This window comes from Vibrio rarus (assembly GCF_024347075.1).
In the GTDB taxonomy this organism is placed as follows: Bacteria; Pseudomonadota; Gammaproteobacteria; order Enterobacterales; family Vibrionaceae; genus Vibrio; species Vibrio rarus.
This window is the reverse complement of record NZ_AP024900.1, coordinates 1,097,602-1,122,305: the sequence shown is the minus strand read 5'-3', so window position 1 is coordinate 1,122,305 and position 24,704 is coordinate 1,097,602. Positions and strand designations below refer to the sequence as shown.

Below are 24,704 nucleotides of genomic sequence, written 5' to 3'. Positions count from 1 at the left end.
ATGTACTCAAAATATAAAACCCTATTGGTAGCAATACTAGCAACTCTCATTCTTGCAGGCTGTGCATCTAGCAGTGATGATCAACGAGAACTAAAACTGATGGCCGACCGCAGAGCAGGGATTTTAGCGTCAAGCTTACCTATTGAATACGGACCGCTCACCATCACTAGAGCCACCGCTAAAGACACGACGGTTATCATTGAAATGCTGTATAACCAATCCGGCAGTAAACCGGCTGACAAATTGGTGCAAAGTGCCAGCGATTACTACTGTAGCTCTGAAGAAATAAGAGCGTCGATGGATAAAGGGATCAATTACTTTATTAAAGTTCGCAACAACCGCGGTCAAATGGTCATTCAGCAAGGCATTAACGCCGCATCTTGTGCAGCTGGAGAGAAAAAGGCGACTAAGTAACATTTAAGTTTGATTATGGCCTTACTTCACATGTAATCACTGTGAAGCAGGCCGTAAGTCTATGGGGTACACGCCCAGCTCAGGGCGTATCTCCTTTTACTTCATACCGAACAATTGCACTTTCAAACTCGCTTCTGCATCCACATCAGCAAACTCTTGCGGATTATCTAATCGCTGTACATAGTGTAAATTCGGCGCATGCTCTGCCATGCCATCAATGACAAAGCTTGATGTAACAGAAGGGGAATTGGCACAAGCCAATACCTGCCCTCCCTCAGCTAACAAATCCGGTAAACGACGCAATATTTTTTGATAATCTTTCGTCAAGGCAAAGCTACCTTTTTGAAATGACGGTGGATCGGAGATAATCAGATCATAAGGGCCCATACGTTTAATTTTGCCCCAAGATTTAAAAATATCATGGGCAAGGAACTTCACTTTACTGACATCCTGTTGATTCAAGTTATGATTGTCTCGTCCGCGACTTAAAGAAGATCGGGCCATATCAATATTGACCACTTGCTTCGCCCCGCCATCTATAGCCGCTACGGAAAAACCGCAGGTATAAGCAAATAAATTTAAGACATTTTTCCCTTCGGCATTAGCTCGAACCCACTCGCGACCCAAGCGCATATCCAAAAACAGACCTGAATTTTGATTAGAGGTAATATTCATCCAATATTTTAACCCTCCCTCTACCACTGCAACTTTATCGGGTTGCTCCCCTAACAAAAATTGCGTCGGTGCCCCCATCTCATAGCGATGCTGAATAGAAATAGAACGAATTGAGTATTGCTGCTCGTTAGCCACTTGCTGTAGCCCCTGGCTTAACGCGGCCATAAACGGCTCTGAAACCGGTCTGAAAAGTTGCACAACTAAATGCTGTCCAATCCAGTCACAAGTGATTTGCTCAAGCCCTGTAAAGGTGCGACCTCTACCATGAAATAACCGTCTTACCTCTGTGGGCGCTAACGCTAAACCTTGGCGCACGGTTGAAAAAAATAGAGGTAAAGCGCCTTCATTCATAGGTTGGGGAATATCGTTCATTTTATTTTTGGCCAATTTAATAATTGTGGTTGTTGCCAAGCAACAATTTGTTGTTGGATGGATTCACTCTGCCATAACTGACCCAAAGTAATATCATGACTAGGGTTTAGTTGATAGTGGTAACTCTTTCCATCAAAATCAAAACTAAGAGAGAAGGCATGCAAATAACCCCGGTCACTTTTACTCGACGGCGAGTAAATCGGATCACCAATTATAGGACTGCCTATGGACTTCAACGCCACACGAATTTGATGGGTTTTCCCAGTACGGGGCTTGCATAAAAATAGTCGCCCCTCACTGACTGCGGCAGAAAAAAACTGCGTTATTGCTGGGTTGTTATTACTGGGCATTAACTTCCAGGTAGAACGACGACTTTTCGCCATATCCCCTTTTATCAATCCCTGTTTTTTCTTCGGCTTTTTATCGGCGATAGCCAGATAAAACTTTTGCACCTTTCTTTGTGCAAACTGTTGTGACAATTCACTGGCGGCTTGTTGAGTCTTTGCCAACAACAGTAAGCCTGAGGTCATTTTATCCAATCGATGAATCAAATATAATGCTCCACAACCTAAAGCCTGCTGCACCTCTTGTACCAGTCCCGTATCTTGCTCATCTCTGTGCACACTCACACCGGGATGTTTATTGATCAGTACAAACTGTGGTTGATCATCGACGATATCAAACATAGGCCACCTTTGAGGCATGTGAGTAACAGTAAAAAGGTCAGCAGTATATAATGAGCCGAAGCGGAAACCCAGATTTTGCGATTAATTTACTCTATACAAAGATAATTTTTACTTTTTCCTCACCTTTATTGGCGATTCACCCCTTATTATGTATGGTTTTTTAGAGTGTAATGAGTAAAAAGCGCACAAGCCCTTGCTTTCCGTATACACTACAACAATAAATGATTGATTATTAACTGAGTCACATGCAAGAATTTTATCAAGCCCTAACTCTTATAGGGTTCATGCTCTATTGGATTTTAGTCGCGGGTGTCACTATCCGTGTCGTTATTAAGCGACGCTCAGTAAGCGTCTCTTTAGCGTGGCTCATGATCATCTATATTCTGCCGATTTTTGGGGTCATCTTTTATTTCTTATTTGGTGAACTCAATCTTGGTAAAAAGAGAGCCGAACGCGCTAAAGCTATGTTTGACCCCTATGAAGCTTGGTTTTTAAAACTGCTCGACTGTAATGCTCACTTACCTGAAAAAACACCCACTCACATTACCCATATTGATGAACTCTGTACCAATCGCATGGGCATACCGGCCCTTTGTGGTAACACTTTATCTTTACAGGATACACCACAAAAAATCCTCAGTTCCATCATTCAAGATATTGAGCAGGCTCGTGATTTTATTCGTATGGAGTTTTATATTTGGAATGAAGGTGGACAAGCCAATGGCGTGGCTTCTGCCTTAATTCGCGCCTCACAACGTGGAGTACGGTGCCAAGTATTACTCGACTCCGCAGGCAGTCGCGTCTTTTTCTCCTCGTCTTGGTGCAAAATGATGCAAGATGCGGGCATTAAAATAGTACAGGCGTTAAAAGTAAATCCTGCACGTATGTTTCTGCGTCGCCTCGATTTAAGGCAACACCGAAAAATCATTGTGATTGATGATGCCATTGCCTATACCGGCTCAATGAATTTAGTTGACCCCGAATTTTTCAAACAAAATGCGGGGGTGGGCATGTGGATAGATGTGATGGTTCGTATTACAGGGCCTACGGTCAATGTGCTGTCGGCAATACATTGCTGGGATTGGGAAGTAGAAACCGGTGAGCGTTCCTTCCCACAAGCACCAGAATGCCACATTGAGCAAGACAATCTACTGCACCCAATACAGGTGGTGCCGTCCGGCCCCGGCATGCCTGAAAATTTAATCCAACAAGTACTCAATATTTCCATTAGCCGTGCATCCCACTCGGTCACTATCACCACCCCCTATTTCGTGCCTAGTGAGGAGTTATTGCAAACGTTGCGCACGACTGCGCAAAGAGGCGTAAAAGTTGAGTTAATTTTGCCTAAAAACAATGATTCAATCATGGTGGGATGGGCCTCAAAAGCCTTCTATGCGGAACTGCTCTCAGCGGGGGTCATTATTCATGAATTTGCCGGTGGTCTGTTACATACCAAGTCAGTTGTGATTGACCAAAAGTATTGTTTAATCGGTACCGTAAACTTAGATGTTCGTAGCTTATGGCTTAATTTTGAAGTGACATTAGTGGTGGATGACGCGGAATTTACTCAACAATTATATTGGCTGCAAAACACCTATATTGAGCAATCTTTAACCGTCAATGAACAGCAATGGCAACAACGTAGCTTGTTACATCGTTTTTTAGAACGCGTCTTCTATCTGTTTAGCCCTATTCTGTAATCTAACTTTCAGATTTTTTCCTTGCACTGCCTGCCCTGCTCATGGTTTAAATACTATATAGAAACCACATCAGGGAAGGCAGATGTCCAAAAGCAAATTACCCGTATCTAAACCCACACAACTTATTAGTGCAGGTAGAGATAAAAAATACACTCATGGCGTAGTCAATCCTCCAGTTCAGCGCGCCTCTACTGTGTTATTTGATACAGTAGCTGAGAAAACCCAAGCCACCATTAATCGTGCTAACAAAGCGCTCTTTTATGGACGTCGCGGTACTCAAACCCACTTTGCATTTCAAGATGCTATGCTGGAACTTGAAGGGGGAGCGGGTTGCGCACTCTACCCATGTGGCACGGCGGCAATTTCGAACGCTATTTTATCGTTTGTGGAAGCGGGCGACCATATTCTAATGGTGGATACTTGTTACGAGCCGACTCGTGATTTTTGTAACGTCATGCTAAAACGTCTAGGGGTAGAAACCACCTATTACACCCCAACGATTGGTGACGAACTGCAAGATCTTATCAAACCAAATACCAAACTGTTATTTTTAGAATCTCCAGGCTCAGTCACAATGGAGGTACAAAACGTGCCTTTATTAGCGGAAATTGCCCACCGCAATGACATGATTGTGATGTTAGATAATACTTGGTCTGCGGGTTTGCATTTTTCTCCATTTGACTTTGGCGTAGATATCTCTATTCAAGCGGCAACCAAATACATTGTGGGTCACTCTGATGTGATGCTTGGCACTGCCATTGCAAATGAAAAATACTGGGATCAACTGCGTGAAAACAGTTATCTAATGGGACAATGCGTATCACCGGATGATGCGTATCTTGGCCTGCGTGGTATCCGCACCTTGGATTTACGTCTTAAGCAGCATCAACAAAGCAGTCTGAAAGTGGCTCAATGGTTGGCTAATCGCCCTGAAGTTGATCACGTTCGTCATCCAGAGTTGGACACGTGTCCTGGGCATGAATACTTCAAACGGGACTTTACCGGTGGCAATGGCCTATTCTCTTTTGTGATGAAATCCCAAGACAGTAAGGCAACCACCGCTTTCCTTGATGGTATGACACTGTTTGGTATGGGCTATTCATGGGGCGGGTACGAAAGTCTTATTCTCGCCAATGAGCCTCGCAGCTTTAACAGCCTGCGTACCGTAGCGAACCCTAACTTTACTGGTACTTTGTTCCGAGTGCATATTGGTCTTGAGAATGTCGATGATCTGATTCAAGATCTCGAACAGGGCTTTGCCCGTTATAATGCCATCGTTAATGGGCAGTAATTAAGCGAGCGACTCTTTCGCTACCACGGTATATAAACGGTATATAAAGGCTTTTTGAACCTTCAATCAGCCTTTTTAAAACCTCAAATTAACGCCCCCTCTTCTCTTTTTTCTCTAGACCTATATACTGCCAACATAAAATATGCAGGTATCAATATGTCTAAAAATACTCTCACTATTATCGGTTTATGCAACCCTAAGAGTCCAACAAATGTAGGCGCTGTCATGCGCGCTGCAGGTTGTTATCAAGCTGATGAAGTTCGCTTTAACGGTGAACGTTTTGCTAAAGCGGCCAAATATCATACCGATACTAAAGATATGACCCGTAAAATTGCCCTAAATCAAATGGTCTCTCTTACAGATAATCTCGATTCTGATGTCAAAATTGTCTGTGTGGAACTGGCTGAAGGAGCCACTCCACTGCCACAATTTCAGCACCCAGAAAAAGCCATTTATATCTTTGGTCCCGAAGACAGTTCCATCCCGCAACCGATTGTCGATCAAGCGGATGAAGTAGTTTATATACCCACCATTGGTTGCATGAACCTTGCGGCCACCGTCAATGTGTTGCTGTATGACAAACTGGCCAAGTCTAATCAAGAAATAGACCATGCAACGCGCGTGGTACAAAGCCGTGATGTGAACAATCGCCTCAAGGTCAGCTGTGATAAATCACAATAAATACCTGTTCACAAGGTGTTAAAGCCCGTTAGGCTGATCACTTACTTAGTGTGATTGGTATTAAATACAATAAGGCGACAAATGTATCAACTTTCCGTTTCATTAGAGCAATTCCTTAGCCAATATTGGCAAAAACAGCCCACGGTTATTAAAGGAGGGTTTGCTCACTTCCAAGATCCAATCTCCCCTGAGGAACTCGCGGGATTAACGATGGAAGAAGAAGTCGACTCTCGTTATGTCTCTAATCTAGATGGGCAGTGGATTGCCGAGCACGGCCCTTTTAATGAACAAAAGTACGCCAGCCTCACACAGACTAATTGGTCTATTATTGTGCAAGCGGCCAATCACTGGCATCCACAAGCGGCCCAGTTAGTCGAGCCTTTTAAGAAGATGCCGCAATGGCTATTTGATGATCTGATGATCAGCTATTCTGTTAAAGATGGCGGTGTGGGTCCACACATTGACCAATATGATGTTTTCATCATTCAAGGGAGTGGTCAGCGTCATTGGCGAGTAGGCGATCTGGATAAGGGCCAATACGTTGAAACTTGCCGCCACAGTGCACTGCGCCAAATTGAATCTTTTGACGCCATCATAGATGAAGTACTGGAAGCTGGGGACATACTCTACATTCCAGCAGGGTTCCCACACGATGGCTACGCTATTGAGCCTTCTATGAGTTACTCTATTGGTTTTCGTTCCCCTAAAGAACAAGAGTTAATCAGTAATTTTGCCGATTATGTTCTTGCCAATGATATTGGTGACACTCATATGCTTAAGCCTGAGCTCACCACGCAGCCTAACTTTGGTCAAATCAGTAGCAGTGATTTGCACTCTTTAACAACTATGCTGAAAAATTCACTCAATGATCCGCAGCGCATAAATGACTTTATGGGTTGTATGCTGAGCCAGTCTCGCCATCAACTCAATATCATCACCCCTGACCCCTTGTGGAGCAATGAAGAGGTGGCTCATCACCTCAATGGAGGCGGTACATTAGAGAAAGTTTCAGGATTACGCGCGCTGTATCACCAGCAAGACCCTACTATGGCCTACATTAATGGTGAGGTCATTAAAGTTTCTGCCGAACACGCCTTTGTTATTGAGCGCCTGTGTGGTCAAGAGCATATCAGTGGCGATGACTTCTTAGATGACACTCCTATCGCAGTCATTTCACTCCTATGTGAACTAGTGAATAAAGGGTATTGGTTTATCGACGCCTAACTCACCGCCCATCTTCCCCTTCAATAAGACCTGTAGCACATGGCCTCTTTGGGATAACAAACCCAAAAGAAAGTGTGCTCACACTTTCAATTGTTGCTGATTTTCCCTCTATACTAGCTACTGTTAAAGAGACGTTACTTATTGCATAGCAATATTATTTTCAAACTAAGATTGAGAATAATTCAATTATAACCCTATTTATCATATAGAAAATTAAGACTAATATTCTCCCTGTCAACGCAATCTAACAGTAAGGTAAACCTCATGACAAAGCTAACTATCGTTGCAAACATCATTGCTAAAGAAGATAAAATCGAATTGGTAAAAGCTGAGCTTTTAAAGCTTATTGACGTTACTCGTGCAGAAGAAGGTTGCATCAATTATGACCTTCATCAAGACAATGAAAATCCAGCTCACTTTATGTTTTACGAAAACTGGACATCTCGCGAACTTTGGCAAATCCACATGCAAGCGAAACCTCTTGCTGACTACGTAGCAGCAACTGAAGGTGCAGTGGATCAATTCCTTCTTAATGAAATGACAATTATTGCGTAATCCGCCATAAAGTTATGATTCTAATCCCAGTGTCTATTCAGGCACTGGGATTTTTTTATGTATTATTCCATCATCAAATGCGCAGAAAATGTAGGGGAGCCTCGCAGAACCAACGGCTATAGTTCATCTGCATCAAAGCGTGCCCTTCTCGCTTCCACTAATGAGCATTGCGTCATTTCCATTAGCTGGCTCAAGGTCATATTCGGCTCGGCCAGTAACATTTGTTTCAGGCGTTGTTGCGGGGTGTGCAGCTTGTCCTGATGTAGCAGTAAACAAGCTTGTATTTTTTTAATCAGAAACTCCAGCCCCTCAGGAGCTAAAATAAGCTGATGGTACACATTTTGAATATCTAAAGCTTGCCCCGTCAACTGCCAATGGCGACTACGACGCACACGCTTTAACTGACAAGTATGCTGTTGAGCCAGTTCCTTAGCGATAGCAACCCTTGTTTTTGGCATTCGATGTAACAGAGAAGGCAGAGCAACGGTTATATTGGCATCAAGCACACTAACCTTAGAATACGCCATGTTCAGCACTATCCATTAGCTGAAACTACTAATGTATAAAGCTTCCACTTTATCTCTTGCCCACTGGGTTTTCCTTAAAAATTTTAAAGACGATTTAATAGAAGGATCATTGTTAAAGCAATTCACTCGTATCTCTGCATACAAACCACTCCATCCATAATGCTCTACAAGACGAGTTAATATTTTTTCTAACGAGAGTCCGTGCAAAGGGTTATTAGGTTGTTGCTGCATAAAAGTCTACCTACTGATGAATTGAGTAAAGGATGCTAAATGTGACGGCAAACTCGCCATGATGCAATCACATTTGCTGATTATTTTGTGTTTTGTTAAAGGTCACCCGCATTTACTCGTAACAAAGAACGAGAACGGTCACCTTATCTCCTGTCTACTACAAAAAAACCGTTAACTTAGAACTGCGCAAGGCTTGTGGCGAAGGATTTCCCTTGGTATTCATTGAGTAACCTGAGACAATCCCCATCAAATCTATTTATTAAGGTCAAAAATGAAACTTTTAGTTCGTAACCTGTCACGTCAAATGACTGAACACGAAATTCGTGTCCTATTTACTGAGCACGGTGATGTGACTGTATGCAATCTAGTTTTAGATCAAGAAACAGGATTGTCTAAAGGGTTTGCTTTCGTTGAAATGCCTAATAGCGAAGAAGCAAAAGCGGCCATGACTGCACTGGATCATTCGAGCATTCAAAAAAGTAAAATCCGCGTTAAGCTCGCTAAAAATTAGACCTGTAAAAAAGCCAGCGTTATATCGCTGGCTTTTTTAATTAATTGATTTATTTACGAAATAGCCTTAATAAAAGGCATTCAATCCAGGTTCAAAACGTGACAATAATACCGTGCTACCAAACAGCACTACTTTTAAACCTAATACCGCACTCACTACAAATGCACCGTCAATAGATAACCCCGTAAATAACATTCCCATGCATACTAAAGTCACCATAATATCAATCACTGGCAATAACCAATCTTGCATATTTCCTTCACGTAACAATGAGATTACGGTGAGGGATTCACTCACAAGAAACGCCAGAATAATCACTGCGGCAGCAATATATAATACCTGTTCTGAATAAGGCGTAATTAGGTATGAAGCCAATAATGAAAATACACTCAATGAGAAATAGCGCTTAAATCCATGCGCATTAATCACATTCTGTATTGAACCGCCATTGATAAAACAGACCGCAATTAATATCACTGTAAAACTCGCCACACCAATAGAGAGCAACTGGGCAAAATATTCATGAGGCATTAATGGGTATGCCATGGCAAAAAAGCCTAAAACAGATGCGGCTAAACCTATTGTAATTTGCACAGGAGCATCTGAAGTCAAATCGAGCTCTTGGGGATTTTTAGTCTCAGAATACTGATGATGTAAAGTAGAATTAGTCATGAGAAAGTCCTTTTTTTACGGCGAGGACATTGTACTGTTAGACAATAAAAATATACGTGATCTATATCTGTATTTTAATAACCACTTATTAGTTTCAAATGCAATAGTTACCATCATGTTAATGGTAACTTTTTATTAACTTTAGAGTGGGGTCACATTGCTCTCTCTATAAGCAATCACACACACAAATAAACGCAATCTTATCTATTTACACTATTAATAACAGCGACTTATATATTGCAGTTCGGAAAGGCAATATCGGCCTAATACGCTATTACTACCCATTAATCAGGCAGTATTATTAGTCAATAACTGCCTGAATAGAGTAAAAATTCCGCTTATTGGCTGCCGATCATTCTAAATAGAGGGAAGCTTTGTGCTGTTCCACTTTGCGTTGTAACAAAGCCTATCATAACGTTATCGCTATCAAAGGCTTTCGCTACAATCCCATCATCTTGTACATCCAAGTTCCAACGAGACACGTCAGTTTGATGAGTAACGCCTCCCATTTGAATCGGAAAACAAGGGGTTTTCACTTTGACCATCATGCTTGGGAAGATCACAGGGGTGCGCTCACCGAGCAATGTTTTCGAAAGGGCGGCAGCACTTATCACTGTGGGTTGTAAAAACGCTCTTACTTGGCCACTGTGCTCTGCACAATCCCCTAACGCATAAACACCTGCCACTGAACTTTGCATGGCCTCATCCACACAGATACCCGCTTGTGTAGTGATGCCCGCACTGCTGGCTAATGCCACATTAGGGGCGAGTCCGCTGCACACTAGTACGTCATCCACTTCTAAGCTATCGCCATTTTCCATCAATACTTGATAACCAGAGTCTGTTTTTAAGATCTGTGCAACGGTTTGCCCAGATCTTACATCTACCCCTAATTCCATCAAAGATTGAGACAGTTTTATACTCACCAGTTCCGGTAATTGACGCCCCATTAGACGCGATCCGCTTTCCACTAACGTCACCGTTTTATGGGTAAGCGCTAGATCCATACCCAGTTCCACACCAATTAGCCCACCACCTATCACCATGATAGATTGCGCATTCGTTAATCGATTTTTATAGTTTGCAAATTCTTGCAGACTGTTAAGCGTTATAGGGTTCATCTCTTTTAAACCGGTAATAGGTGGAATAAAAGGGTTAGCGCCCGTGGCTATCACTAAGCTCGAATACTGAAATAACTGACCATTAGCCAACAGCTGTTTTTGCTGAGGCTGAATATCACTCACTGTCATACCGGAACACAACTCAACGTTATAGGTTGTGGCAAATTCATTGGCCTCAATGCTAATCAGATCCGATGCTATCTGTTTTTTTGACATCACATGACTTAAATCTGGTTTATTATAGTCATGCCCTTTATCTGAAGTAATAATTCGAATGGGTACTTCGGCATTACTGCGACGCAATGATTTCACCAGTTGATAGGCAGCAAAGCCACTACCGATAATGGTAATTGGATTCATTAGGCCACCTCACTACGCACATGCACGGCAAACACATCTTTACCTAAATGACACTCCGGACATAAAAAGTAATCCGGCACATCTGGCCAAAGTGTACCCGGCTCAACACCTTGATTGGGCTCCCCAAGTTTTGGATCATAAACCCAATTACACACGGTACAAATCATACAGTCACAATCACTGCCATGTTGTTGCTCTTCTCCTACATTGACAGGCTCTACATTGACAGACTTAGCCTGCAGCGCCACGGCTTTTGGCTGTTGTGTCGGCACAGCTTGTTCCAGCACGGCTGGCTGTTCATTTGGCAATTGCATTGGTTGTATATTAAGGTCATGTAATGCCCACTGTTTGGCAATGTGTTGACCATGGGCTCGGCATGCTCGCATCGCTTTGCCATCAGGACGCCACTTACTTTTTAGCCCTGCTACGGTTTCAAATCCCGCATCGGTGAGACGAGAATGAATTCGATCCACTGCGCCACCATTCCAACCATAACTGCCAAAGGCACCCGCTTTTTTCTGTTTGAAGCGCAAGCCGGTGATTTCTTCTAGCATGCCTGCCACTTTCGGCATCATGACATTATTCATCGTGGACGAACCTACTAAGATGCCTTTTGAACGAAAGACGTTGGCTAATATTTCATTTTTATCTTGTCGCGCCACATTAAACACTTTGACTGCCACAGCAGGATCAACATCATGTATTCCCTGTGCAATAGCGTCAGCCATCATGCGAGTATTATTCGACATAGAGTCGTAGAAAATAGTAATACGGTCTTCTTGATAGTCTCCTGCCCATTGCAAGTATTTCTCAATAATTTGCGCTGGGTTATCACGCCAAACTATGCCGTGAGAGGTCGCAATCATGTCTACGGGTAAATTAAAGCTCAATACTTCTTTAATTTTAGCGGTGACTAAAGCGCTAAACGGTGTCAGTATATTCGAGTAATAACGCAGGCACTGATCCATTAATTCCGTTTGATCCACTTCGTCATTAAATAAGTGTTCGTCACAATAATGCTGCCCAAAAGCATCATTACTAAATAATATGGCATCACCAGTAAGGTAAGTCATCATGCTATCTGGCCAGTGCAACATTGGCGCTTCTACAAACACCAATTGCTTGCCATTACCAATATCGAGACTGTCACCTGTTTTTACTGTTTTAAAATTCCACTCCGGATGGTGGTGGTGACCCACAATCGAATCAATGGCAGCTTCAGTGCAATAAATTGGTGTATTGGGAATGCGCTCTAATAATGCCGATAATGCCCCTGAGTGATCTTCTTCAGCATGGTTAATAACAATATAGTCAATGCTGTTAAGATCTATTTCCATCTCTAAGTTTTGTAAAAACTGATGACTGAACCTATGGTCAACAGTATCAATAAGAACGGTTTTTTCCTCTCGAATAAGGTAACTATTATAACTGGTACCTTTCGTCATTTTAAATTCTGTACCGTGGAAGTCTTGTACTTCCCAATCACGTTGACCCACCCAATGGACGTTATTTTTTACATGAATAGTCATTTTGTCGCCTTAATCTGTTTTGGTATTTATGTTTCGTTCCCCTTACATAGCATCAAGTGTGCCAAGTTTTTAATTGCCTGAATTTAAAGGACTTTAATTATTTAAAATTTTAATATTGTTAAATAGACAAGCAGAATTCATTGTTTATTTGATAATATTGTGTTTTTGACACTCTACTGTTCAATCACAGATATTAAGTGTTTTAACAAGCTAGAATGATCAGTTAATTACTACGACTGATATTAGACGCATAAAAAAACGCAGCACCTTAATAAGGTACTGCGTGTATTTGTGGCGGGTGTTGCTCAAAAAAGCTTACCAATAATTCTCAGAGCAATAATGTCCGGGTCGACGTCTTAAATGTTTATGGTAACCGCGCTGAGTCAGTACTAAGCCACTCTCGCGAACCATTGCAGGGTTACCACACAAAAATACAAACGATTTTTCCATGTCCAATTTCATATCAAGATGCAATTCTAAGGTGCGCTTCTCAAGAAAACTGGGAACTCGTCCCGATAAGCGCCCTGGTTTTTCTTCTCTTGAGACAATCGGCACATAATGAAATTGGTCAGCAAATTTTTGTTGCAACTGCTCGATTAATGCCGAATAGACAAGATCTTGTTCATAACGTACCGCATGCACTAAAACGATGTCGCTGTACTGCTCGCTTAATGTGTCGGTTTGTAACATAGATAAATAAGGGCCGATACCTGTGCCTGTGCCAATCAACCATAACTGACTGGCGGTATCGGGCACTTCATCAAGGGTCATAAATCCGGCACATTGATCCCCTACCATCACTTGATCACCAGGATAGAGGGTATGTAAATTGGGTGACAGGGCTCCATCGGGATCAGCGATGATTAAAAACTCTAACTCTCCCGTTTGTTGATAATCTTGCGGCGCGTTGACGATAGAGTACGCTTTACGCAAAAAGACCTCATCACCGCTATTTTCTGAGATCGAATATAACCCAAGTTTCGTAAATTGACCGGCAATAAATGACAGACCATCAACTCGTATTCGTAGTGAAAACAATCGCTCAGTCCAATCCACTCGAGATACGACCTCGCCTTCAATAAACCCAACATGTGGAGTCATAGCACTTCACCTCTACTTTTGTGACTACTGTTAATTTAGTTCAATAATAGGCAAAGGATGTGCCAATAATTGTTTTTAATTATAAATCAACTCATTACATCTCCCCAGCACTTAAACTGTGTCAATATGACAAAGTTAGTTTACCTATCTAAATGACAATGCCTTGTTATACTGACAAAAGAGCCAATAAGGTAATCAATGCAATGACCACATACCAAAGCCAATGGATACAAGTCGCTAGAGACATTACATCGGGGATCTCTGAACAAGAGCGCTTTGAACGCCTTCTTGCCACCATCCGCAATATGTTACAGTGCGACGCCGCCGCATTATTGCTCTTTAAACAGCAACACTTTATTCCTCTGGCTATCAATGGCCTTAGTGAGGATGTGTTAGGGCGACGTTTTAATATTGAACAGCACCCGAGAATGGAGGCCATTGCTCGCGCTGGGGATATTGTGCGTTTTCCATCAGACAGTGATCTTGCGGACCCTTATGATGCACTGATCCCAAACCATGCACAAAAGCTAGAAGTTCACTCTTGCATTGGCTTGCCTCTTTTCCAAGAAGACCGTTTGATTGGCGCGGTGACCATAGATGCCTTTGACCCTACTCAATTTGATGATTTTCCCGATGACCATTTCCGCCTAATTAGCGCCTTAGCGGCCAATAGCCTACATAGCGCCTTGTTGGTGGCTAAGCTTGAAGAAAGCATGGCAGTCACCAATGTCAGCAACCGACAACGGGCTAAGTACGACCAAGTTGATTTTATTGGCCAATCAAAAAGCATTATTGAACTAAAATCTCATATCAATGCGGTCGCCAATACCGATCTTTCGGTACTCATTATGGGAGAAACGGGGGTGGGTAAAGAACTGGTTGCCCATGCTATTTACGCGCAATCCCAACGGAAAGATGCCGCTTTCGTCTATCTTAACTGCGCTGCACTGCCTGAATCTGTAGCGGAAAGTGAACTGTTTGGCCATATTAAAGGGGCGTTCACTGGCGCAATTAGCGATCGCAAAGGGAAATTTGAGTTAGCTAATAAAGGCACGCTTTTTTTAGATGAAATCGGTGAATTGTCTCTTGCTCTACAAGCAAAATTATTAAGAGCATTGCAATACGGAGATATTCAAAGAGTCGGTGAGGACCGTAATATTAAAGTGGATGTACGCATCATCGCCGCCACCAATCGCACCATGCATGAAGAGGTGAAAAACGGCAACTTTCGCTCTGATCTCTATCACCGCTTAAGTGTTTTTCCTCTGTTTGTTCCGCCATTGCGACAGCGAGATAAAGATGTCATCTTATTGGCTGGCTTTTTTGCAGAGCAATGCCAGCATAAATTGAATCTTGCCAGCATTACCTTAGATGCCAATGTACTGAACTTACTGCAAAACAACCCATGGCAAGGAAATGTGAGGGAGTTAGAACATGCGATTAATCGAGCCAGTGTGATTGCCAAAGCGGAAAGTAATGCAGCGCATTTAATCTTAACACCGCACCATTTTCAATTTACCCATAACCCGGACAATGCTGAGGCTCCCGCCCCCACCGCAATAGAAAATACACTGGCGACGAATGAGCAATGGCAACACCTGCCACTTAAAGAGGCAACAGAGCAGTTTCAAACACAACTCATCCAAACTACTTTTATCAAAAATAATAAAAAACTCAGTGCTACCGCCAAGCAATTGGGGCTCAACCCCGGTAACTTACATCGTTTAATGAAGCGTTTGGGGTTGAAGTGAGCAACTTGCGCATTAATGGCAAGCTGAGTTCGGCACTAGTCGCGTAAAAAGACAACTAAGACATCTTGCTACGACAGATGCAGTCCAGATCATGGTCGTTCACCACGCCTGTCGCCTGCAAAAATGCATATAATGTGGTGCTACCAAGAAACTTAAAGCCTCTTTTTTTAAGATCTTTTGCCACTTGATCAGATAACGGCGTCGTGGCAACCGGAGAGCTCTGCTGCTGCCTATTATCTAGCGGTTGGTTATCAACATAAGCCCAAATAAAATTGCTAAAACTGCCATACTCAGACTGTATCTGTAAAAACTTCTGGGCATTGTTAATCGCAGCTTCAATTTTGGCACGATTGCGAATAATGGCGCTATTTTGTACTAACTCTTCCACTTTCTGCTGATCAAATTGCGCCACTTTCACCGGATCAAACTTCGCGAAGGCCTGTCGATACCCCGCTCTTCTTTTTAAGATGGTGTACCAACTTAACCCCGCTTGTGCTGACTCCAAAACCAGAAATTCAAAAAATACCCGATCATCAAAAACCGCAACGCCCCACTCTTTATCATGATACTCAACATAATCCGCTTTGGTGGTATCTAACCAGTGGCAACGACTCATTGTTATGTCCTTAAAAAATGTATGCGTAGCCTTTAGTGTAAAAGCCTCATCCACTTCACGCAATGGACCTGTGGCTTATTGCTCATCACTCATCGCGAACCGTTAATCACTAACAGACCTCGATTTTATGGAACATACGATACAGCACAGGAACCACAATTAAGGTTAATACCGTTGCAAAGCCCAGACCAAACATAATGGTTACTGCCATCGGCTTAAAAAAGATATCCGGTAACAATGGGATCATGCCAAGTATGGTGGTAATTGCGGCCATACATACCGGTCTAACACGACTCAACGCCGCTTCCACTACCGCATGATAAGGTTCTTTACCTGACTGCATTTCTACCTCTATCTGGTCTATCAATACAATGCCATTTTTCAATAGCATGCCCGATAAACTTAAAAAGCCTAGCAGGGCCATAAAGCCAAATGGGGTGTTAAGAATTAATAAACCACTGGTCACACCAATTAACGCCAGCGGTACCGTCAGCCAAACAATCAAAGACTCTTTTACCGAGTTAAACAAAAATACCGTAATCAAAAACATAAACAGATACCCCATAGGCATGCTTGAGAACAATGACGCTTTCGCATCATTAGAGGATTCATATTCTCCTCCCCACTCAAGGCTATATCCGGCGGGCATTTCTATCGCTTCAATCTGTTTTTGAATCCGTCCTTGCAAGGTAGCGGCTGTTTCGTCCCCTAAAATATTAGGGTCTGCAAAGACAGTTAACATGCGTTTTCGGTTCTTACGCACAATCAGCGGATCTTCCCAACGAATCTCATTGCCTAAGGTAATTTGTTGTAAAGGAATGTAGTCACCAAGGACTGGACTCCAAATATTCATCCCTTCAATATTTCTAAAGTCGATGCGCTCTTTTTCCGTTAATCGAGTCACAATAGGCATCAGCGTGGTGCCGTCTCGATAGACACCAACGTTTAAACCAGAGAAGGACATCTGTAAAAAATCATCCATATCACTTTTACTGATGCCATAACGTCGCGCCTGACTTTCATTAAATTGTGGCTCGATTATTTTGCTTCGCTCACGCCAATCGTGTCGCACTCCCGTTGCCCCCGGATCGGCATTTAAAATATCGACAACTTGGGCGGCTATACCACGTAATACCGTGGGATCGGAGCCGATAATCCTCGCCTCAATTTTCGCGCCGCCACTGGGCCCTAATTCAATTTGTTTGAGCTTATAGTCTATTTCGGGGAAATGGTCAGTGACATAGGTTCTATATTTACCCATGATCTCATGCAGCACTTCATAGCTCTCCACTCGAGTGATCACTTCACCGTATGCGGCATAACTTTTTTCTGGGGTATAGGTCAACATAAATCGGGACAAGCCTTTGCCTGCTGTGGTCGTCACCGCTTCCACCCCTTCTTGTTGCAACAGCCATGTTTCAATGGCTTTAAGCTTGGTATTGGTCACCCGAATATCGCTTCCTTCCGGTAGCCAAACATCCGATAGAAACATGGGGGTGGTGGAGGACGGAAAGAAGGCTTGTTTAATAAAGCCAAAACCAAAAATACTCACCCCAAGGGCCAGCACTAGCGTCCCGACGGTCACCCATGAGTTGCGCATACAAAACTGCAAGAATTTTTTATACACCACAAATAACACGCCATTGTAGGGATCATCCCCCGCTTCCCCTTTAAACTTCTGTCCTTTAAAAAATAAGTCAGCAAAGAAAGGCGTTAATGAAATAGCCGTAAACCAAGACAACATCAGCGAAATTAACAACACACTAAATAACGTGCGGCAATATTCCCCAGTGGAGTCTTCAGACAAACCTATTGGTGCAAAGGCGGTAACAGCGATAACCGTCGCCCCCAATAAAGGCCATTTGGTTTGCGTGACAATATCAGTGGCGGCTTGAATCCTAGTCCGTCCTTTTTGTGTGCCAACCAATATGCCTTCAACCACCACAATGGCGTTATCCACCAGCATCCCTAAGGCGATGACCAAGGCTCCTAATGAGATACGCTGCAGATCAATGGCAAAATACTTCATAAAGACAAAGGTACCGAGCACTGTGACCAACAAAATCAAGCCAATCAGTAACCCTGAACGTAACCCCATAAAAAACAGCAGCACGATGATAACAATGGCCACGGCCTGCCCTAAACTGACCACAAAACCGCTGACGGACTTATCTACTTCCTTCGGCTGGCTATAAATTTCTGATATATCAATGCCGATAGGTTGCTGAAACTTAAGCTCCGCTAAGCGCTGATCCAATTTATGACCAATATCAACAACATTCACTCCCGCATTAAACGAGATCCCCATATTTAGGGCAAAGTTACCATTGAAATTAATTAAGTTAGTGGGAACATCAATATAACCGCGCTTCACTTGCGCCACATCTCGTAAATAAATCAAACCTGAGTTTTGTTTACTCGAGTCGGTAATGATTAAGTCACCGAGTTGCTCCACATCTTGAAACTCACCGGTAGGATGAATGCGAATGTACTCATCACCAATTCGAATCGCCCCTGCAGGAGAAATGGTATTTTGTGTGTTTAATAGGTTGGCGACGGTAGAAGGGGCGATGCCTAAAGTATTTAAACGCTTCATGGACATTTCGATAAATACTTGCTCTTGCTGCTCACCAGACACCGCCACTTTACTGACGCCATCGATGAGTTCTAACTCCCGGCGCAAATAATCCACATAATCCAATAACTCTTTATAGGAGTACCCTTCTCCAGTAATGGCCAATAACACGCCATACACATCGCCAAAATCATCAATCACAGCGGGCGTATTGACCCCTGGCGGCAAAGAGCCATTTAAATCGGTCACTTTACGACGTAACTCATCCCAAATTTGTGGCAGATCATCGGGACCATAGTTGTTTTTCATGGTCACAGTGATTTGCGATAAGCCACGACTGGAAATGGAGTTGACCTCATCCACATAGGTTAATTGTTGAATGGCTTTTTCCAGTGGATAGGTCACTTCTTCTTCCACCTGTTGCGGCGTCGCACCGGGATAACTGGTCACCACCATGGCATCTTTAATCGTAAAGGCGGGATCTTCCAGTCGCCCTAATTCGAAAAATGAAAAAGTGCCACCGATAAAAAAGATTAACGAAATCATCCAGCTAATTACTCTATTTTTTATAAAGTAAGCCGCAATGCCTGTTGGTTCAGCCTCGGGTTTTTGTTGGAGATTATCTTGACTCATAGCACCATCTCCTGCTTAATCACTGCCACTTTAGCTCCCTCTCGCAGTTGCGATATGCCTTTAACCACTATTTGTTCCGTTCCCTTAAGGCCCGATACCACTTGCACTGTGGTATTTTTCATCTTGCCCAATTCCACTTTTTGTTTGCGAACGGTATCCCCTTCTAGCACCCAGACAAAGGTCTGCCTACGATCCAGTTTATCGCCATCCATATTCACAACGGCATTTAACGGGATATCCGAACCAAAGCTGACATTTAAACCGGCCTCGCTACTTTTTGCGGTCACCTCAAGTGCCATTCCATCCAAAATAATGTCGTCTTCTGGCATAGGCATGATGAGTGTCAGGTTATAGGTTCCTGTGGCAGGATCTGGCTCTGTAGTGAACTCTTTAATTTTGGCGTCATAGACATTGCCACTGGCCACTTTCACTTTTGCAGTTACCTTTCTCAGATCCCGTTGTGTGGGCTGATGTACAAATACACGGTCGGCCACTTGTATCAACACTTCCACTTCATTGGTGCTATGAATGTTGACCACCTGTTGCCCTACTTGCACATTTTCAAAACGATCCACATTAACCCGTGAGATGATGCCATCCGTTGGCGCTCTGAGCGTGGTAAACTTTAAATACAGCTCCGCTAATCTCAAATCTACCAAGGCGATATTTCTTTGTGCCGCCAGCTCATCAAATTGCGATTGAGCCAGTAAGCCCTTTTTCACTAACGGTTGTGAGCGCTTGTATTGGCTATTAATGGCTGCATAACTGGCTCGTCTATTATCCAACGTAATGCGAAAGTCGCGAGTATCTAGTTGAGCGATCAAATCACCTTTTTTAACCCGATCCCCTTCCTTTACCACCAATTGGGTGATCTCCCCTGAGACTCTAAAACTTAAATGAGATCGCAGTGCCGCTTGAGCAACCGCAGGAAAATAAATACGGTCAATAGCCTCAGGTTTGCCCAGCCGAAGAACGGCCACTTTCGCCACATGCTCAATGGGTTCCACTTTGGCTTTGTCACAACCGATAAGCAAAGCGCCACAAGCAAAAAGTAACGACACTTGGCCTAGACGTCTGATATTAAAGATCATAAGCCTCTCTCCTTGATCCACTCTCGTACTTGCATCCCTTGCGCCAGTTCTGTCACTCCTGAGGCAACAATTTTCTGTCCATCACTCAGCCCTGTTAACACCTCGCCTTGTTCACTTAAGGTGACAGGCACTTGTTCTACAGTAGAGTCCTTTGTTACTCGCCAGACACACGTTTGCGTACCACAAGTAAACAGAGCGGTACTTGGCAATTGAGTGGGACTTGATTTAGGCATAGTGGCGTGAATGTTGCCTGACATGCCCGGAAGTATCCCTAAATCTGCCGGGCGCTCCATTATCATGGTCACTTTATAGCTGCCGGTGGAACTATTGGATTCTGTATCAATTTCTTGAAAAGTCAGGGGGAATTTGTGTTCGGGGAAGGAATCAAACACCATGTAGGATTCAATGCCGTCACGATAACGATTAAGCATAGAGTCAGGCAGTGGGAAAATGATCTTGAGTAGCTCATTTGATTGAATATTCATCACCCCTTGTTTGGCAGCGACATATTCAAAGTTATCTATATTAATAAGAGAGATAGTGCCATCAAAGGGGGCCACTAACTTTGTGTAACTATAGTTAGCAAGGGCTTGGTCGTAATTTGCTCGCGCCGACTTAAGCTTGGCTCTCGCTTGATCAAAGTCCTGTTCTGATACCACTTTATCTGCAATTAACTTTTTGCTGCGATTGTATTGCACGGCTGCGAGATCATAGTTGGCTTTCGCTTGAGAACGTAGCAACTTATATTCTTGATCATCTAACGTGGCCAGTACTTCGCCTTTTTTCACCACCTTACCGGCAGTGACAGAGAGCTCAATAAGTTCACCTGGCACACGAAAAGCTAACACCGCTCTATCCCCTGCCAGTGAACTTGCCGGAAATATTCGCTCATAGCTTTTTTCCCCAACGGAGACCACCATGAGTTTTGCGGGACGCGATTCAGGTTCGGTCACAGCAACGGGCGTGTTATCACATCCGCTTAACCACAACACCATAAAAAGCGCTACAACTCCTTTAGCACGCATACTCTATCCTTATTCCCCAGCACTTAAACTAATCATAAGTGTTTCAGGATGTTATATCTAGGTTAATGGCTGTATTTTTAAGTGTTGATTTTGTTGCGAATTATTTAAAGGATGCCTTAGGGTGGCCTTTGCAGAGATAATGCGGTGTTTTATCTTGGAATAAGGAAGAGATTCATTGAGTTCACTCTAAGTGCATCCTTGCACTTAGAGGATAATAAGATTGAGTTATGACTCTGAAGTGACGAAAATTTGTTCTGTTTTAAGTGATGTCATATTACGGATTTGACGCCATACATAGTAAAAAATACCAAACATCATCAACATGCTCGGTATGGCAATGACCGGATAACTGTATAAGGTCAATTGGCCTAGTTGCTCATTGAAAGCAGGAGTGCCCGCGGGACTGGTAACGATACAAGTAGCCAACACATAATTCATCACTGATGAAAAAGCGAAAGTACTGGCGAAAAAGTAGTTCGAGTTCATTAAACAACGGGCAAAGGCTTGCTCATTGCCTCTTTCCTGTAGACGTTGCTCAATTAATGACAAATTTAAAATGGATTTATTAAAAATCAATTTTTGCATCAATGGGTGACGCGTATACGTGGACACTAATACCGCAATACCAATCAACCCAGGGATCAGCGCTTCTTTCATGGCTAACCAACGAGTATCTAACTGCAATAAACCGATTCCACCTGTCAACAACACACTGATAAAGCCTAAAGCGGCAATAAAATTGAATTTTTTATTATTAATCAGCTCATAGCCTCCATAAACAACAGGAAATGCTAATGCAACGATCAAAGACATCACAGAGCCAAGATGTTCATCGCCACTCAACTTCATTAAAATAAGCGAGGGAATAATGACATTAAATAGTATTTCAAATAACGGATTAGATTTCTTTTTTGTGGTGGTACTCATAGGGTTCCTGTTCTATGCACAGTGTTTTTTTTAAATTAGGAGGATTGTTCCTTGCTAGGCGCAAAATGTAAAGTCCCACAGAAAAGATTAAGCAGTTAGATTCATATTTACCTTTCTATTTGCTTTAATGACTTATATCACAAAGTGCATAATTACTACCTCACGTTTCATAAAAATCCCCAGTTTTCATTCACTTCTACTTACAAAACTGTCTGCTCAGTCACATAAAGTAATACAATACTATTGTAATCTTTCTTCAGTCTTAATAAGGCTCCTATTAAAAAAAGAGAGATTGAAACTATGAAAAAGATGTATCTAGCTCTAGCTATCGCTGGCCTACTTGCCGGTTGTGCAACTCCAAGTGACAACGCTTCAACTGCAGCCGTTGCCCCTGCTGCAAATACAACTGCCGTATCTGGTGATAACCTAATTGCTGATGCTCAAATCAGTGATTTCAGAGCAAACAGTGGCCGTAGTGACGTTTGGCATAAAGATGCAGACAAGAAAAACGGTCTAGGTGATGTAGGTAGTTCTAAAGTTTCTGCTTTCAAAAGTGACGAAGGTTCAGCTCGTCTTCGCTTTATCAGTGCCGATGACGATTTCTCAGCCACTCCTGGCCTAAGCCAACAAGTAAACGGTTTAACACCAAATACAGATTACGTTTACTCTGTATACTTTGAAGATAAGAAAGGTGACGCTTCACCAACAGCTCTTATCGCAGGTGTTAACGATGCAAGCGGTTCAGAACTCACAGCAAAAACATTCCACGTAAGTGATTTAGCTGACGCACCTCACGCTGAAAGAAAATCATTCCACAAAGTATCTGTAGAGTTTAACTCTGGTAGCAACACCACAGCGACTATCTTCGCTAAACTGAAAGTAACTGATAAATCAGCTCTTAACATGGACGCTAATATCGGTAAACAAACAGAAGTACGTGTTGACCAGTTCTCACTAGCTAAAAAATAATTACCTCATCGCTGTGTAATTAATGCCTAATAGACAATGCCAACCTTGCTTAACAAGGTTGGCATTTTTCATTTCAGCCAAGCCATACATCTGCACACGATTATAAATCCCGAAAAGCACTATGGGTATTTCGAGTTGTAGAGGTGACGTAAGCCTCCATTGCATTTAAATTTGTCTCCATCTCAGCAAACTCTTGGTCCATCACTGTCAATAGCTCTTTTGCGGAGCGCCCCGACTGCCAAGGCTTTTGCTTCATATGATGATCCCTTTGTTGTTGACGTGTTTGAAATATTTGCGGGGTTTGTTTCTCAAGCATTAAACTGGCGGCAAAATACGCCAACACTATCATGGCTCCCCCACCTAATAAGGTTGCCGAAACAAATAAAATACGCACAACCCAAATTTCTATGCCAAATCGTGCAGCAATGCCGGCACATACGCCCGACAATTTACCTTTATGAGTGTCGCGATATAACCCCTTCACTAACGAGACCTCCAATTAGCCGATTCTGCATCTAAAATCTTTTCTAAGGTTTCAATGCGCTGCTTCATTTGCAATGCCTTAGCTGACAATTGTTGCAGCTTCTCTTTCTCGCTACCAGACAGCCCCTGTTCCAATTTACGCTTACTTTTGTAGTGCAAAATTAACCACAGTGGCGCAACAAAAATAAGAAACACACTGAGAGGTATTGCGATAAGTGCTGTGGACATTCAGCCTCCTAATTATTCTTTATTTATAGATTGTTTCATCGTTTGCAGCTCTTTCTCTATTTCATCGTCAGATTGGAGCTCAGCAAACTGCTGTTCTAATTCGGCCTCACTGTTAACCTTATAGCTATCGGCTTCAGCCTCTAATCGATCAATTTTTTGTTGATACTGTTCAAATTTAGCCAGAGTCTCTTGAGTGCGTCCGGTATGCAGTTGTTGCTGAATATCTTTACGACTTTTGGCGGTGGTTTTTCGCATCACCAATGCGGATTGACGCGCTCGAGTTTCATTAATTTTCCCCTCTAACTTACTCACTTCGTCAGCAAGTTTGCCAATGCTTTGTTCCACTAAATTTTGCTCGGTATGTAATGAGCTTAATATTTTTTGTACTCGTTGTTTTTCAATAAGGGCGGCGCGAGCAAGGTCTTCTTTGTCACGACGTAATGCCAACGACACTTTTTGCTGCCACTCAGTGACCAGCTGTTCTACTTCTAAGACGCTGCGCTGCAACTCTTTTCGTTGGGCTAAGGCTTTGGCAAAGTTGGTTCGCACCTCTACTAAGGTGTCTTCCATTTCTTGAATGATCAAACGAATCATTTTTTCCGGATCTTCGGCTTTATCCAGTAATGAATTGATGTTTGAATTGACTATGTCGGCAAAACGAGAAAATATTCCCATAAATTGGCTCCTTAACGGTATGACAACGGGGCTGTTTGAGATCAAACCACCGCGGATCTCCCCTACGCGGTGATGTCATCA

The 24,704-nt window shown here is 42.9% G+C and carries 25 protein-coding genes; 9 read left to right on the top strand and 16 right to left on the bottom strand.

What is annotated here, in order from left to right:
* The gene (locus tag OCU56_RS05305) at window positions 1-414 is read left to right on the top strand and encodes a GspS/AspS pilotin family protein (protein WP_261874490.1); all 414 of its coding nucleotides are present in this window, start codon (window positions 1-3) and stop codon (window positions 412-414) included.
* Between the two features lie 96 nt (window positions 415-510).
* On the opposite strand, the gene OCU56_RS05300 is transcribed toward OCU56_RS05305, so the two are convergent.
* Together OCU56_RS05300 and OCU56_RS05295 are read right to left on the bottom strand one after the other, a co-directional pair.
* Window positions 511-1,440 (bottom strand): class I SAM-dependent methyltransferase, encoded by a 930-nt coding sequence (locus OCU56_RS05300; protein ID WP_261874776.1) that lies wholly within the window; start codon window positions 1,438-1,440, stop codon window positions 511-513.
* A gap of 17 nt (window positions 1,441-1,457) precedes the next feature.
* A complete protein-coding gene (locus OCU56_RS05295; protein ID WP_261874489.1) occupies window positions 1,458-2,147 on the bottom strand; it encodes a TIGR01621 family pseudouridine synthase in 690 nt (229 codons plus the stop codon).
* Window positions 2,148-2,392: 245 nt separating this feature from the next.
* Between OCU56_RS05295 and cls the strand changes: the two genes are divergently transcribed.
* From cls to OCU56_RS05270, 5 genes are all read left to right on the top strand, one after another.
* On the top strand, window positions 2,393-3,847 hold the full coding sequence (gene cls, locus OCU56_RS05290) for a cardiolipin synthase (RefSeq protein WP_261874488.1): 1,455 nt from the start codon (window positions 2,393-2,395) through the stop codon (window positions 3,845-3,847).
* An 82-nt stretch (window positions 3,848-3,929) separates the two neighbouring features.
* Window positions 3,930-5,138, top strand: a complete 1,209-nt coding sequence (locus OCU56_RS05285) for a cystathionine beta-lyase (protein ID WP_261874487.1) — start codon at window positions 3,930-3,932, stop codon at window positions 5,136-5,138.
* Window positions 5,139-5,294: 156 nt separating this feature from the next.
* Window positions 5,295-5,819 carry an RNA methyltransferase gene (locus tag OCU56_RS05280; protein ID WP_261874486.1) on the top strand — a complete coding sequence of 175 codons (525 nt, stop codon included), beginning with the start codon at window positions 5,295-5,297 and terminating at the stop codon, window positions 5,817-5,819.
* 81 nt (window positions 5,820-5,900) lie between these two features.
* Window positions 5,901-7,043, top strand: a complete 1,143-nt coding sequence (locus OCU56_RS05275; RefSeq protein WP_261874485.1) for a ribosomal protein uL16 3-hydroxylase — start codon at window positions 5,901-5,903, stop codon at window positions 7,041-7,043.
* 264 nt (window positions 7,044-7,307) lie between these two features.
* Entirely contained in the window at window positions 7,308-7,598 is a 291-nt protein-coding gene (locus OCU56_RS05270) for a putative quinol monooxygenase (RefSeq protein ID WP_261874484.1), read from the top strand.
* 116 nt (window positions 7,599-7,714) lie between these two features.
* On the opposite strand, the gene OCU56_RS05265 is transcribed toward OCU56_RS05270, so the two are convergent.
* Together OCU56_RS05265 and OCU56_RS05260 are read right to left on the bottom strand one after the other, a co-directional pair.
* Window positions 7,715-8,125, bottom strand: a complete 411-nt coding sequence (locus OCU56_RS05265) for a ribosome recycling factor family protein (protein WP_261874483.1) — start codon at window positions 8,123-8,125, stop codon at window positions 7,715-7,717.
* 15 nt (window positions 8,126-8,140) lie between these two features.
* Window positions 8,141-8,356 (bottom strand): VF530 family protein, encoded by a 216-nt coding sequence (locus OCU56_RS05260; RefSeq protein ID WP_261874482.1) that lies wholly within the window; start codon window positions 8,354-8,356, stop codon window positions 8,141-8,143.
* Window positions 8,357-8,627: 271 nt separating this feature from the next.
* On the opposite strand from OCU56_RS05260, the gene OCU56_RS05255 reads away from it, so the two are divergent.
* Window positions 8,628-8,867: an RNA recognition motif domain-containing protein gene (locus OCU56_RS05255; RefSeq protein ID WP_261874481.1), complete on the top strand. Its 240-nt coding sequence runs from the start codon at window positions 8,628-8,630 to the stop codon at window positions 8,865-8,867.
* Window positions 8,868-8,933: 66 nt separating this feature from the next.
* On the opposite strand, the gene OCU56_RS05250 is transcribed toward OCU56_RS05255, so the two are convergent.
* From OCU56_RS05250 to OCU56_RS05235, 4 genes are all read right to left on the bottom strand, one after another.
* Complete coding sequence (locus OCU56_RS05250) at window positions 8,934-9,539, bottom strand: hypothetical protein (protein WP_261874480.1); 606 nt, start codon at window positions 9,537-9,539, stop codon at window positions 8,934-8,936.
* Window positions 9,540-9,877: 338 nt separating this feature from the next.
* Window positions 9,878-11,020: an NADH:flavorubredoxin reductase NorW gene (gene norW, locus OCU56_RS05245; protein WP_261874479.1), complete on the bottom strand. Its 1,143-nt coding sequence runs from the start codon at window positions 11,018-11,020 to the stop codon at window positions 9,878-9,880.
* Window positions 11,020-12,549: an anaerobic nitric oxide reductase flavorubredoxin gene (gene norV / locus OCU56_RS05240; protein ID WP_261874478.1), complete on the bottom strand. Its 1,530-nt coding sequence runs from the start codon at window positions 12,547-12,549 to the stop codon at window positions 11,020-11,022. The genes norW and norV overlap by 1 nt, the downstream gene beginning before the upstream one ends.
* A gap of 315 nt (window positions 12,550-12,864) precedes the next feature.
* Window positions 12,865-13,650, bottom strand: coding sequence for a ferredoxin--NADP reductase (locus OCU56_RS05235; protein ID WP_261874477.1), 786 nt, complete (start codon window positions 13,648-13,650; stop codon window positions 12,865-12,867).
* Window positions 13,651-13,853: 203 nt separating this feature from the next.
* On the opposite strand from OCU56_RS05235, the gene norR reads away from it, so the two are divergent.
* Window positions 13,854-15,401: a nitric oxide reductase transcriptional regulator NorR gene (gene norR, locus OCU56_RS05230; protein WP_261874476.1), complete on the top strand. Its 1,548-nt coding sequence runs from the start codon at window positions 13,854-13,856 to the stop codon at window positions 15,399-15,401.
* Window positions 15,402-15,456: 55 nt separating this feature from the next.
* Here the strand turns inward: norR and OCU56_RS05225 are convergent, their stop codons facing one another.
* The 5 genes from OCU56_RS05225 to OCU56_RS05205 form a co-directional block, all read right to left on the bottom strand.
* A complete protein-coding gene (locus OCU56_RS05225) occupies window positions 15,457-16,017 on the bottom strand; it encodes a DNA-3-methyladenine glycosylase I (RefSeq protein ID WP_261874475.1) in 561 nt (186 codons plus the stop codon).
* Window positions 16,018-16,126: 109 nt separating this feature from the next.
* The gene (locus OCU56_RS05220) at window positions 16,127-19,225 is read right to left on the bottom strand and encodes an efflux RND transporter permease subunit (RefSeq protein WP_261874474.1); all 3,099 of its coding nucleotides are present in this window, start codon (window positions 19,223-19,225) and stop codon (window positions 16,127-16,129) included.
* Complete coding sequence (locus OCU56_RS05215; protein ID WP_261874473.1) at window positions 19,222-20,316, bottom strand: efflux RND transporter periplasmic adaptor subunit; 1,095 nt, start codon at window positions 20,314-20,316, stop codon at window positions 19,222-19,224. The genes OCU56_RS05220 and OCU56_RS05215 overlap by 4 nt, the downstream gene beginning before the upstream one ends.
* Entirely contained in the window at window positions 20,313-21,341 is a 1,029-nt protein-coding gene (locus OCU56_RS05210) for an efflux RND transporter periplasmic adaptor subunit (protein ID WP_261874472.1), read from the bottom strand. The genes OCU56_RS05215 and OCU56_RS05210 overlap by 4 nt, the downstream gene beginning before the upstream one ends.
* Before the next feature lie 225 nt (window positions 21,342-21,566).
* Entirely contained in the window at window positions 21,567-22,268 is a 702-nt protein-coding gene (locus OCU56_RS05205; RefSeq protein WP_261874471.1) for a VC0807 family protein, read from the bottom strand.
* A gap of 300 nt (window positions 22,269-22,568) precedes the next feature.
* Here OCU56_RS05205 and OCU56_RS05200 point away from each other — a divergent pair, with 300 nt between their 5' ends.
* Entirely contained in the window at window positions 22,569-23,237 is a 669-nt protein-coding gene (locus OCU56_RS05200; protein WP_261874470.1) for a hypothetical protein, read from the top strand.
* 100 nt (window positions 23,238-23,337) lie between these two features.
* Here OCU56_RS05200 and pspC read toward each other — a convergent pair whose 3' ends face one another.
* From pspC to pspA, 3 genes are read right to left on the bottom strand one after another with little or no spacing between them, the layout of a single operon-like run.
* Window positions 23,338-23,721, bottom strand: coding sequence for an envelope stress response membrane protein PspC (gene pspC, locus OCU56_RS05195; RefSeq protein ID WP_261874469.1), 384 nt, complete (start codon window positions 23,719-23,721; stop codon window positions 23,338-23,340).
* Window positions 23,721-23,948, bottom strand: coding sequence for an envelope stress response membrane protein PspB (pspB, locus tag OCU56_RS05190; protein WP_261874468.1), 228 nt, complete (start codon window positions 23,946-23,948; stop codon window positions 23,721-23,723). Before pspB ends, pspC begins: the two co-directional genes overlap by 1 nt.
* Window positions 23,949-23,960: 12 nt before the next feature.
* Entirely contained in the window at window positions 23,961-24,623 is a 663-nt protein-coding gene (pspA, locus tag OCU56_RS05185; RefSeq protein WP_261874467.1) for a phage shock protein PspA, read from the bottom strand.
* Between the last annotated feature and the right edge of the window lie 81 nt (window positions 24,624-24,704).